This window comes from Sphingobacterium sp. NGMCC 1.201703, from assembly GCF_047784615.1.
Taxonomy (GTDB): domain Bacteria; phylum Bacteroidota; class Bacteroidia; order Sphingobacteriales; family Sphingobacteriaceae; genus Sphingobacterium.
The window spans coordinates 257,962-271,314 of sequence record NZ_JBLOHD010000008.1 but is presented as its reverse complement, the minus strand read 5'-3'; the positions used below and the strand labels follow the sequence as shown (position 1 = coordinate 271,314).

Sequence of the window (13,353 nt, the reverse complement as noted above, 5' to 3'; positions counted from 1 at the left end):
GATTCAAGCAATACCATTATTTCTTCTCCACCGGAATAAGCTCCGCTCCACCCGCTTTGGGGCGGTACCAATACTTATGTCCCAGATCATCTTCAAAATCATGACTTGTTTCAGATTTATCAACCACCCTGAAACTTTTGACATCGGCATCTCTGAAGATTTTATCGCCGACGAAAATATGCTTGGCATCTTTAGCAACGGCACGCTTGAGCACTTCAAAGGTTTTTGGGTCGGCTTCGGACAGAAGCTGTTCGTTATAATAAATATGATTTTTGTCGCCGGACCAGAAGGAGTTCCCGCCAATTCCTTCCAATATTTTGAAGCTTTCGGCATCCACATCTGCGAAGGGAAAACGCTTTCCCCCTATGATAACCAATTGATCGATAATAATTGATTTTCTGTCCAACAATCTGATGTTATTGGCCGTGGGCAAAGCCGTTTCGAGTACACCTATGCCTTGATAAGGTTCGTAATACAGCAGCTTTTTGCCATCCAAAATAAGATATTCACTGTTGACAACTTTAACTTGATCTGTTGTATACTGGAGTGGATTGATGCCTTTCTGTGTGACTACGTAGAGCCGGTTTTTATCTTTTACAAAATTTTCATTCAAAATTTCGAATGTCTCATAATCGACGTCTATCGGTGAGGACTGGTAGAAATAGTGTGTTTTGTCTTTGGAGAGGGACTGAAGTTGATCATAGAGCGTGTTGTATGTTTCGGGATCCGCGCCCTTCACGATGGTAAGCTGTTGCTTGCTGCATGCGCCTGTCGCTGATGGAAAGCCCGTGAAATGAAAGACGTGATGTTGATCCACCGGTATGTTTTCCTTGAGCTTAAAGGTCTTTGCGTCTACGAGCTGTTGCGGGCAACCCATAAAATAGATCGTATTTTTGTCGCGTGCATAGACAGTTTTAATGACAGAAAAACTGCTGATATCGACGTCCATCTTTCTTGAACCACGCTCAAAATCATTGCCGCCCGGAATAAAGTAAACCGTTTCTCCTTTTTTATAGTAATCTTCGGACAACGGACTCATTTGCTTTTTGCAGGAAAAGAATAAACCGATGCAGGCACTGATCATTCCCATCTTAAAAATATGTTTCATACTTCCTTGTTATCATTTGCTCCATGACGACGTACTATCCGAGGTATTTTCGCTTTTGTATACTTACTCCCACTTAATTTACCTTAAAAATACGATGGGTTTGTATCACATGGAATAAAGGTTTACGATTCGCTTATCGCTATTTATGATCCGTTGACGATATAGACTGTAAACTTTCCGCTCTTTAATTATCTCCTGCACAACCCATGCTTAATCCAACCATAAGTTAGTGAATATTTTTGCGATTTAAATAGCTTGGCTCGAAGATCTCTCCGGCCGAATAAAACGTGTTTGCTGTATAGTTACAGTATAGTTGTAGTATTGATTAAGTATGGATAAAGTATTGATCATTTAGCTTAAGGCAGATACCTACCATACGAAAGCCTTGCCGTATCCATGTGAATAGCGTGACGGAGACTTGAGGTATGCCTACGGTTGCTTAGACGCATGTGATTCGAAATGACACTATTTTTTTTAAATAATAATTGTGATTAATATTTTTAATTTATATATTTGTATATATAAACTATATTTTTGTATCGTAATGGTGTTTTGGAATAATCTGTAATACCAATATTTATCTGTTACTTTGCCGGCAGACAGGTCATTATTCTTCACAATCAAGTGAGATTTCGATGCAATGTTTTAGGTCGATTGCCGACCAGTCTTAAAATAAACCAAGGTGCAAATGTATATGTATCTTACCTGTTGATTTTCCTATTTAATCACCTTGGTTGTAATTTCTATCTTTTTTACAAAATACTGTTTGTTATTTGCAAGAATAGTCTTTAACTGTTTATTGTTCTGAAAGACTATTTGTTGTGAGATTTTACAACCATTAAATCATTTATTATGGAAATTAATAGTCAGTTGATTATTGATCGCTTATCTAAACGTATGGATCTCGATCGGGTTTATCTCGTTAAGTATGCATTTTTGGATCAAGAATATCAACACTTAATTTTAGCACTAAAGCCCGTGAGTGGGCTTTCGCATAAGGTATTAAAGCCTATTGTGGAATTATGTCTAATCGACCAGGAACCTATTTCATTTGAATTGATTTTTACGCCCGAGCTGAAGAACAAGATCAAGATCGGTAGCTTATTCTATTGTTATGCAGTTTTACCTGCGCACGAGATTTTTAATTCCTGCGGTAATACTACGGTGACCGCCAAACAGAAAGAGTTAAGGGGGATACTGGATCTATCCGAAAAGCACTATCAAAAAGTGCTGATTACATCTGGAGAATTTTTAGAAGGAGCACAGACATTTGCGGATACTGCAAACTATCTCCGGGCATTGTTTATGGTACATCAAAGCTTGGAAAGCCATTTGAAATTGCTGCAAATCGCCGTGGAGGGGAAAGGAAATAATGTACATCGCCTAGACAGCAGGATAAGGAGTCTCGATACACACTTCTCGATGTTCAAAAAGGTATTTATGGGGGAAGACGAGGCAGAGCAAGAGCGCTTCCGCCTATTGGATAGTTCCTTTAACGCAGTCAATCAAAATAAAGATCTGGCTATTTTGGCTCTTGATGCCTCCTGGTTATATGAGCATTGTATCGCGATGCAAACTGCAATAGAGAAACTCTTCCGTTACTTTACGTCAGCATTGCAGAGCGAATATGAAAAAAATATGGCGGCTGAAGCTGCCATTCAGGCGGAGCTCGCCCAGGCTAAATTGGCCAAAGAAGAAAAAGTCAGAATTACACAATCGAAAGCGCTAATAGCAGTGCCTACTTTTCAGGCATTTCCCTGGCCGTCACATGATCAGTCCGATATCCAGCAGCTCCTCCATCAGATCTGTCAGGAACATCAGCCCGAACAGATCATGTTGCTCAACTATTATGTGAGCAATGTCCCTGGAACCGGATTATTCGATTATCCACCAAAAGTCATCGGCGGTGCAACACTATACCTAACAGTCATTAAAAAACGGATTGGAGCGGCTTATTTCCGTCAAGTTTCTTTCGGTCGGGCGACAGCAGTTATTTCCTTTTTAAGCAGCAGCTTTATCGCCGCGAAATTGAATAAAGGGAGTCGCTTCTCCCAAACGATCTGGAATGAATCTGTTGTCCTTTATCGCAACCCAGGCTATAAGCCCACGCATTCGCTAACTCCGGTAAATTGGTCAGACGCACTGGTTAAGACAACAAATGCCTGGATCCGCAATTCAAAGCTTATGCAGGATCTACAGGCTGTACTTTCTGATACCTGTTTTTCCAGCAAACAATTGGCGGTGCTGTTATTAAACCAGTTGGTCTTGATTGGATTACATAGTTATCTCTACCTGCGGATCGGTTATGCGCCAATGAAGGCAACAATAGCTGAGCTGATTGAATGGACCTGTACCTGTGATAAAAAAGTAAGTGAATTTTTTGTATCAAATGAACCTTTTGAGGACATCTTGTACCAGGAAATATTAAAAGACATGAAAGGTAGGGTATATGAATTGTCTCCAGAACTGGAGGAACTGGAGATGGACTTCTTTAAATCCAGTGCCAATCGGATAACGACCTTTTTTGCTGATCTATGCGAACAGAGTTTAAGGTATATGGAAAGGAAATCGGGGATTAAAATAAATTGAAGCTTACCATAAAAGACTAGATGCTCATCTACGCAGGCTAGATTTATAAAAATAAGCCATCATAACTAAACATAAATCAATGAAAAATGAATTAGATATAACGATACCATGGCAAAATAAGCATGAAAAATCCCTATCTATCGTTTATCTGAAAAGATTTTTTAACGAAAAGTCTGCAAGACTATCTTGGGATTTTAAAATAATACTCGAAGAGAGCGTTTTTAATAATAGGTATGTGTTCGAAAGTTTGTATAAGGAAAATATTCGAGTCCAGATTACATTGACGGCCGATCATTTGAAAGCGAACTGTTCATGTGGGAGCATGAACACGACATTATGCGAACATGTCTATGGTTTATTGCGTGAAAAACTAAGTGGGAATAAATATTATTTTTCTCATTTATACGATCCGAAATGGTTTTTACCCCAGCCTGATCAACGTGAACTATTTGGTTTATCTCTTAAAGATGAACATCGGAGAATAACAAAAATTGAGATCAACGCAAAAGCAGATTATGGGAGCATTTATGGCTTTCATGGAGCATCCGAATTATGCTATGCTGCCAGTAATAGAATTTCTTTCTTAGAACCTACGGTTTGTAGGTCGGAAGGTAAGTTTATTGTGGCAATTCCGATAAATAATACGATTGATCAACTACCTTTTTTACTTCCATTTTTAAGTGGAGAAAAGAAAAAAGTTGTCTTCAAAGAAAGCTATCTCTTAAAGGATGACCTACCACATCCGGAACATCTTACCTGCCAGGAGATGATGCTTGATGCCATAGCAAAGAAGATGTTGCAGTTAGGATCTTTCGCATTTAATATGGTCAGATCAAAGGAACCTTCATTACTTGAACAAAGTGAGCGGGCGTATCGAATAATGGATTTATGGAGAGATCTCATTTCGAACCAATGGGGTCGTGATGAAGTGATCTTTTTCTATTCCCATACGAATAATTTTGGCCTAAGACATTGCCAATTCCGATATAGCGCTGCTTCCAATCAAATGTATAAATTGAAAATTGCCAATGGTGATTTTAAGCTTAAGATTCAAGTAGTAGAAAATCAAAAAGGGTTATTGATGGAAGTGTTGCCGTATTACAAGGGTAATCTGTTAAAGAAAATCAAGTTTTTGAGCGATGTACATAGTTTCTTTGTTGAATTAAATTCCAAGTATGTACTTTTTATTGACGATATGCAAATCGGAAAACTTCTAAATCAATTTAGGCATTCCGAATTCAAAATTTTTGTGTTGCGACAAGACATCCCTAAATTTTACGAAGATATATTGCGTCCAATAGCGCAATACTTCCCGATAGTGTATGAAAATGAAATGGTCAAAGATCACGCCGCAACTAAAGAGACAATTGAGGCGACAAAAATATTGGAGGTATCACTTCAGGATGATCTACTGCTATTGAAAGCATCCATAGATTTTGGGACAGTTACCCTGCCCATTGTGGAGATGCCTAGTACAACTGTTTTAACCTATGTTGATTATGAAATTCGCGTTCAAGAGCGAGACACTGACGATGAACTGGCCTTTAGCAATTTTGTTAAAAGTCAACATGAATCTTTTGAAAAACAGGCTTCCCCTCATACTTGGGATTTGAGAACGTCTCTAATTGCTCGAACAAATTGGATAAAAAACCTTCGCAAAGCATGTCAAGATCATCAGATAAAGCTTAAACTGATAGGACTCGTTCAAGGATCTTATTACTATCCGTTCTCTTTGAAATGGGAAGTGGTCGAAGTGAAATCTCAATCAAATTTGTTATATATCAATATAAAATTTAGGCTGGGTAAACTAATATTGGAACCTAGTCTATTTGAAGATTATCTATTTGAAAAGAAAAATTGGTTCAAGGTAAATGGCGAAGATCATGTTTATATCAGCGATTCTCTGAAAACTCTTTTTATCCCCTTATTTGCTCAGGCACGCGTAGAAGATCCATACGTTATTTTGACTTCGGCACAATTGATCTCATTTCAAACGCAATTGGAAAAAATAGATCCGAAGATTATTAACGATAGTACAAGAGAACGGCGGGATAAATTAGCCAATATGACCGAAATTCCTTTATTAGATGTTCCGGATACGGTCAAAGCAACGTTGCGTCCCTATCAATTGGTTGGTTTTAGTTGGCTGGGATTTCTACAAGAATTTCAATGGGGTGGTATTCTGGCGGATGATATGGGACTTGGAAAAACATTACAAGTAATTACTTTATTGGAATATTACTACCAAAATAATCCGGATGCGGACCCTTCCATTGTTGTTGTTCCTAATTCATTACTATTCAATTGGCAAAACGAAATTAAAAAATTTGTTCCGCAGCGGCGTTATCATATCTATCATGGCATAAAAAGAAAGGACCAAGAGACGTTAGCAAAAGCATCAATTGTGCTGACAACCTATGGGACAGCGATGACAGACTTTTCCTTTCTTCAATCCCAGTCATTTAGTTATATGGTTTTGGATGAGTCTCAAATGGTAAAGAATCGAAATTCTAAAAGATTCGAGTATTTATTTTCTATTAAAGCATCATTTCGGATTGCAATGACCGGTACCCCAATTGAAAATGGCATTCAAGATATTTATGCACAAATGACAATGGTCAACCCTGGTTTTTTTGGGAATTACAGAAATTTTAACAAGATGTTTAAGTCTATGGGAGAGGGGGAGGGAATGGATGTGTCACTCATGAATTTGCAAAAGATGATTGCACCATTTATTCTGAGAAGGACCAAAAAGCAAGTCGCAATAGATTTACCTGATAAAACAGAGACGATTTTGTATTTGGATATGCAAGAGGGGCAACGGAAAATCTATGATAGCTATCGAAAAAAATATCGAGAGGAGATTGAAGAAAATTTAAACAGTGAGGAGTCTACAAAATCCAAGTTCTTAGCTATAGAGGCCCTACAGAAACTACGGAAGTTGTGTAATTCTCCTGTACTAATGACAGATGGTGATTTCGCTAATAACTCCATAAAATTGGATTTTATTGACGAAATCATGGAAGAAGTAGCTCCAAATCATAAGATTCTTCTTTTTTCATCTTACACGTCTATGCTTAAGCTTGTGGCCCAACGGATCGAGAAGTACAATTTAGGGTATACCTATCTCGATGGTAAGATGAATCAGGAACAAAGACAGTCTGCAGTTGAGAGATTTCAAATTGAAGATACCTGTCGTGTTTTTTTGATTAGCTTAAAAGCTGGTGGAACAGGTCTGAACTTGACTGCGGCAGACTATGTTTACATTTTGGATCCGTGGTGGAATCCCGCTGCTGAAGCTCAGGCAATAGATCGTTGTTATCGTATTGGCCAAGACAAACATGTCATGGCCTACAAGATCGTATGCCGAGATTCTGTCGAAGAACGAATATTGGAACTTCAGGCCATTAAAAAGAGAATGGCCGAAGGATTAATTTTAGATGAAGCGAATCTCATGAAGTCTATTAGTAAAGAAGAATTACTTAAATTATTCGAGTAACCAATTATAAACCTAACTTATGAGAACCGAATTAACAACCACAGCTTCCTACGCCGGAATGATGTATTCACAAGATTTTCAGTTATGGTATACGTATTTCAAGCGGAGGATAGAAAAGAAGTGGCGGCCTGAAGAACTTTCGTTCTTACTGGGCAAGCCCGATCATGCCTATATCGATTTTGAGCGGATGTTTCAAGTCGAAAAGTTTTTAACACAGGAATCTATTTTACTGGATCGGATATATGCGAGTTCGCGCATAGAAGCCATGGAATTTCATCGCCAAGAATTTGAAGTTTCCCAGGAGCGTTTGGTACGTTTTAGGATCGAAGAAGATGAGCTGAAGTGGAATTATTCCATAGAGGTTCCCTGGATCTTTTTAACCGGGAAAAAGAAGCTCGCTCTACCCGAATTACAATTTGAGGAATGGAAAGCAGAAAAGGATCTACAACTCGAATCGGACGCCATGCTCCATGTTCGACAGAAATTGGACGTATTATTGGACAGTAATTACTTTGAACATGGTGCTACAGCACTGCAAATGTTTCGTAAGGTCGAACATACTGGTCTTGTTCATTTGCAGATTTTTCCCCGTCACCTTAAAAATGTCCTATATGGCCTTATCCAACAAAACAAACTCGTTGTCAGAAATATAGAAAATAGCTTTTCTTTTTTCTTAACGGATTCTCAGCAAGCTAGTCGCAAACAGTATTTATTAAATGGCTGGCGTTGAGTAAAAAAACTATCATTATATTTATCCCAATGAATAAAATGATTCCCGAACATAAAACAGCCATCGTACCAGCCCTTCTAAAAGGAATAGCTGGTACGATAGCTGTTTTTGCTGTTTTGACAGCGCTCTCGTATCAGAATCAACTGCCTGTAGATGGCAAACTGGTGATGGGATTTCCATGGGAGTTCTATTCAGAAGGGACGGGCTATAATCTTGAACGTGATGAATATGCCAGTTTCGAAAATTTTAAACCATTCAAACTGACGGGTAATATCCTTTTCGCAATGGCTGTCTATATGCTATTGCGGCTGTTGCTCCGTATGCTTGCTAAGAAGGGTAGCTAAGTGCTTTTATTGTTATCCTTTTGTTAAGCCTGTTTTATATGCTAACGCGGTTTAGTTAAAAACTATTAACCTTTTATTGATACTGCCTTCATATTGCATTTGTAACCTTGTACCCATAAATCAAATGCACTACTTATGAAAATTAAAGCCAACAATGTCTTTTGGTTGTTATGTGCCATTGCAGCGAGCTCATCGGCTGTTCAAGCTAAACCTCTATCGCTAACCAAACCACATTTCTTACAGGTACAGCATCCCGTTAGCGGCCGTGTGGTCGATGCACAGGGCCATGCAGTGTCAGGAGCAACAATTCAAAATTTAAAAAGTAAAAAGTCCGTTCAATCCGATGAAAAAGGAAACTTCCATATTGATGCGGAGGTCGGTGATAGACTCAGCATCTCCTATGTCGGCTTTAGCAATCTTGTCCAACCTATAGCCCAATCCAATGGGCAGATCTTCGTCCTACAGACCAATGAAAATACGCTTGAAGAAGTGACGGTTTCCATCGGCTATCAGAAAATACGGAAGTCCGATGTTACCGGTGCGATCGCAAGTGTAAAAGCAGAAGAGCTAAACCTCAGTGCACCAAAACTATCTCAGGCTTTAGTTGGTAAAGTAGCAGGTGTGCAAGTGATGCAAACAAGCGGGGCTCCGTACGATGGAACCAAAATGCGTGTCCGCGGTATGGGATCGATCAACGCCGGTTCGGATCCCTTGTACGTCATTGATGGTTACCCATCTGGAAATAATTTAAATATTAATCCCAATGATATTGAATCTTTCGATGTTTTAAAGGACGCTGCTTCTGCCGCGATCTATGGATCCCGTGGTGCTGGAGGTGTTGTATTGATTACAACCAAACGTGGCAAGGAAGGTAAAAGTCAGGTGGATTACGAAGTATTGGGAGGCTTTGGTCAGCTTTCCAAGAAAATAGACGTCTTAAATTCAGAACAGTTTATTGATCTCCTAATTGATGGGCGTAATAATTCCTATAAAGACCTTTTGGCCGCAAAAGGGATCGCTTGGAATGACAGTAGGCGCTTTGATGATAATAAAACGCGTATCGCCAATGTCGGAAATGCCGGCTCGGTGAGTATTCCTGAAGACTATTATGACTTTGCCACCGGTACAGCAAAAAAAGCGAAATACGATACGGATTGGCAGGATGCTTTATACCGTAATGCACCTTTCCAACGTCATAATCTCTCTACCTATGGCGGTAACGAAAAAAATCGCTACTTCCTGAGCGGCTCGTATCAGAATCAGCAAGGGATCATGCTTGGGACTGATCAAAAAGTCTTTAATTTTCGCGCCAATATTGATAGCAAGGTAAGCAAGAGATTGACCGTCGGCGCGAATGTTTCCTTTACATATAATGACAACAACGAGGTGACGACAGGGCGTTACGACAGAAGCCCATCAATGGCCGCATTAATTTATTTGCCAACCCTCCCTGTTTATAACGAAGATGGAACCTATGCCAAATACCTGATGGCTGATCTGTCGGCAAATAACTTTGGTATCCAGAATCCAGAAAACCCACTGGCCTATGTTACTGAGATTAAAAACAACCGCCGTGGAAAGAGGGGGATATACAATGTCTTTGCCGATTTTTCCATTATTGATGGCCTAAATCTTAAAGTAAACGGTGGCCTGTCTACTTATGACGAGAAGTATGATTATTTCCGTCCGACAAGTATATCCGATGGGAACAACAAACCGTTTTCACCACAGGCAATTTCTGCAGCTTACGCAGATGCCAAGACAAAAAATGAACTGGATAAATTGCTGGAAACAACATTAAACTATAACAAGACTTTCGGTGAGAAACATCAGGTATCCGCTCTATTGGGTTATTCGGCTCAACGAACGGATTACGATTATCAAGGTGTGCGGGCCAACGGCTTTAATAACAATGCGATTGGCGAAATTACCGATAAGGGATCCGATCCTTCTAATTTCCAATTGTTAAAAGACGATACGTTCAAACGTACGACAACACTTCAGTCTTATTTTAGCCGCGTAAACTACAGTTTTGATTCGAAATATTTCCTTTCGGCATCCATTCGTACAGATGGTTCCTCGCGCTTCGGGCCAAATAACAAATGGGGAACCTTCCCATCAGTTTCAGCTGGATGGACGCTCTCCAAAGAGGAGTTTTATACGGATTGGTTAGGACAACAATCGACGGTCAAACTAAGAGCGAGCTGGGGACGTAGTGGAAATAATAATATTGGTGATTATCGCGCGATATCCATTATTAATTCGCCGGCGGGAGTTATTCTTGGCGATAAAGTGGAAACTTCTTATACCGCAGGTGATCTACTCGATCCAAAATTGGGCTGGGAAACAACTTCGCAATACAACGCCGGTCTAGACCTCGGTTTGTTAAAAGGCCGACTCAACATTATGACCAACTTCTACCTGAGCCGTTCCTTTAATTTATTATTCAATCAGCCACTCTCCGCAGTCTCTGGATCAACTACGATCTTGACCAATCTGCCAAATTCAAAGGTGCAGAATAAAGGTTTTGATGTGCAGATTGATGCAACACTGATTCGAAAAAATGAATTTGAATTGGGATTCAGCGGAAACATTAATGTCAACAGAAATAAGGTGCTTGATCTAGGAGGTGCTTCTACCATCTTGACGAATGGCGCTGAACGCTCTTATCTAACGCATATCACACAAGAAGGAAGTCCGATCGGTATGTTCTATGGTTTTAAAGTTCTCGGTGTTGCAACGGAGGAAAACTATAAAACTGTCGCACCTTCAGCGGCTTCAACAACGCCACTACAGCCTGGAGATCTATATTTTGAAGATGTGGACGGCAATGGTATTGTCAATGATGCCGATAAACGGGTGATCGGCAATCCACACCCTAACTTCACCTATGGCTTTGCCGTCAACGCACGCTATAAGGCATTTGATCTACGCGCATCATTTAATGGCTCCCAAGGGAATAAAGTGCTGGATGGCTATGATTATTACCTCTACAATATGGAAGGCTCCGGCAATCAATATGCCGATGTGGCACAACGCTACCGTTCGGCTCAAAATCCGGGAAATGGAAAGGTTTACCGTGCATCGCGTGGCGGTACGCAAAGTAACAGTACACGTCTCTCGGATTTTTATCTGCAGGACGGTTCATTCTTGCGTATGACAAATATTGCTTTGGGTTACAATCTTCCCAAAAGCCTCGTAGAAAAGTTAACACTTTCTGGCCTAAGGGTCTACGCTACAGTGGACAATCCATTTACGATTTCTAAATATAAAGGCTACAATCCGGAACCGGATTATAATCAACGCGGCAACCTGACTCCAGGTGTGGATTATGGACTTTATCCATTGGTGAGATCGTATAACCTTGGTGTGAAGGTAACGTTCTAATAGTAGGATCCAGGAGCTATTGTGCATATAGGCATATTAAGGAAAAATCCCTTTCAATAGCTTCGTCTTTATAGATAATAACCTTGCGAACCCTCTCTTTGAAATGAGGTTGGCAGGAAAAAATAAAAAATAACAGGATGAAAAAAAGATATATATTACCCTTTGTTTTGTTGGCATTGTCTTCATGTACCAAAGATTTTTTAAATCAGAAAAATCCCAATGCCGTCACGATCGATGATTATTTCAAATCAGAAAACGATGTACTGCTGGCTGTCAACGGGCTCTATCAGTCCCTTCGCTCAGGAAGTACACTCGGTGAATCGAGCACTTTATACAATGAAGAACGTTCGGACAACTCAGGACGTAATGACAACCAGTCCAATGCCGGGGAGCCATTCCAGTTCAATGACTTCTCCTTGCTGCCTAGTAACACCTATCTCAAGACACATTGGTCTGCCATGTATGCTGCCATCAGCCGTTGTAATGTGGTTCTTTCACATGTCGATGATGTGACCTTTAACAGTGCAGAGCTAAAAGGTCGCTATATTGCCGAAGCCAAATTTGTACGTGCATTATTGTATTTTCATATGGTACGCAAATTTGGCGATATTCCCTTGTCGACCGTACAGGTAACCAGCAAAGAACAAGCAAATGAATTGGCTTTCCGTCAGAAAGAATCAATTGTGTATGAACAGATCATTAAGGATTTAACGGAGGCTTTGTCCAGCAATCTTCCCAATACCCAAAAAGATTATGTCATCGGCAGAGCATCTAAAGCGGCCATTAATGCAATTTTGGGTCAAGTATACTTGACGTTGGGCGCAACACAGACTTCGGGGCGGACAGAGAATTTCATGAAGGCTGAACAGTACCTCAATGCGGCCTACCAAATGCGAACTTTCGGCAAGCTAAACGAAATTCCCTATGCGGATGTTTTCGATGTGACCAAGAAAAGTAGCTGTAAAGAACTTGTTTTTCAGATTCAGTATAAACAGGGAGACCAAAACTATAGCTCGAGTATCGCCCGTAATTACCAGGCGCGAGGAGAAACCATCAATTCACGCTACAACTCGACAGGTGCTGGCGAAGTCGCTAAATTGGACCTGGTCAAAGATTACGAAAAAAGCGATATCCGAAAAGACTTCTCTGTGAAATTTGCGACAAACACACAGGTTAATGATTGGTTTGTGACCAAATTTAGGGATAATAGTGACGCTGCGGGTACCAATGGCTGGGGTGGAAACGACTGGATCTTGATCCGTTACGCGGATGTCATGTTATTATTGGCCGAGGCGAAATATCGTTTAGGTAAAGACGCAGAAGCAATTGCGCTATTGGATCAGGTACGCGAACGGGCTGGGCTGCCTTCATACGCTGCGTCAATCCTAAATAATGAATATCGTACAAAGTATCCGACATTAAAGGAGGCAATCCTGCACGAGCGCCGTGTGGAACTGGCTTTCGAAAATCAACGTTGGTTTGACTTAATCCGGAACTATAATCCACAGGAATTGGTGACGTACTTTAAAACTAAAAATCAGGCGGATTATGGCAATGCTAAAATCTCCAATATATCCACAAAAGATCGGTACTATCCAATCCCTTTCGATGAATATAAATTGGATCCGCAACGTATGTATCAAAACCCAGGTTATTAATAGTATCGGATATGACAGGTTCGCCTACCCAATCCTGT

The 13,353-nt window shown here is 40.2% G+C and carries 7 protein-coding genes; 6 read left to right on the top strand and 1 reads right to left on the bottom strand.

Annotated features, from left to right (window positions below; genetic code table 11):
- Window positions 1–16: 16 nt before the first annotated feature.
- Window positions 17–1,108 carry a DKNYY domain-containing protein gene (locus ACK8HY_RS18330; RefSeq protein ID WP_077437957.1) on the bottom strand — a complete coding sequence of 364 codons (1,092 nt, stop codon included), beginning with the start codon at window positions 1,106–1,108 and terminating at the stop codon, window positions 17–19.
- 852 nt (window positions 1,109–1,960) lie between these two features.
- Between ACK8HY_RS18330 and ACK8HY_RS18325 the strand changes: the two genes are divergently transcribed.
- From ACK8HY_RS18325 to ACK8HY_RS18300, 6 genes are all read left to right on the top strand, one after another.
- Window positions 1,961–3,697, top strand: coding sequence for a hypothetical protein (locus ACK8HY_RS18325; RefSeq protein WP_077437956.1), 1,737 nt, complete (start codon window positions 1,961–1,963; stop codon window positions 3,695–3,697).
- A gap of 79 nt (window positions 3,698–3,776) precedes the next feature.
- Entirely contained in the window at window positions 3,777–7,196 is a 3,420-nt protein-coding gene (locus ACK8HY_RS18320) for a DEAD/DEAH box helicase (protein ID WP_416134426.1), read from the top strand.
- Between the two features lie 19 nt (window positions 7,197–7,215).
- The gene (locus ACK8HY_RS18315) at window positions 7,216–7,926 is read left to right on the top strand and encodes a hypothetical protein (protein WP_077437954.1); all 711 of its coding nucleotides are present in this window, start codon (window positions 7,216–7,218) and stop codon (window positions 7,924–7,926) included.
- Window positions 7,927–7,955: 29 nt separating this feature from the next.
- Window positions 7,956–8,270 carry a hypothetical protein gene (locus ACK8HY_RS18310; RefSeq protein ID WP_077437953.1) on the top strand — a complete coding sequence of 105 codons (315 nt, stop codon included), beginning with the start codon at window positions 7,956–7,958 and terminating at the stop codon, window positions 8,268–8,270.
- Between the two features lie 135 nt (window positions 8,271–8,405).
- Window positions 8,406–11,657 carry a SusC/RagA family TonB-linked outer membrane protein gene (locus ACK8HY_RS18305; protein ID WP_416134425.1) on the top strand — a complete coding sequence of 1,084 codons (3,252 nt, stop codon included), beginning with the start codon at window positions 8,406–8,408 and terminating at the stop codon, window positions 11,655–11,657.
- Window positions 11,658–11,794: 137 nt separating this feature from the next.
- Window positions 11,795–13,315, top strand: coding sequence for a RagB/SusD family nutrient uptake outer membrane protein (locus tag ACK8HY_RS18300; RefSeq protein ID WP_416134424.1), 1,521 nt, complete (start codon window positions 11,795–11,797; stop codon window positions 13,313–13,315).
- Window positions 13,316–13,353 lie beyond the last annotated feature (38 nt).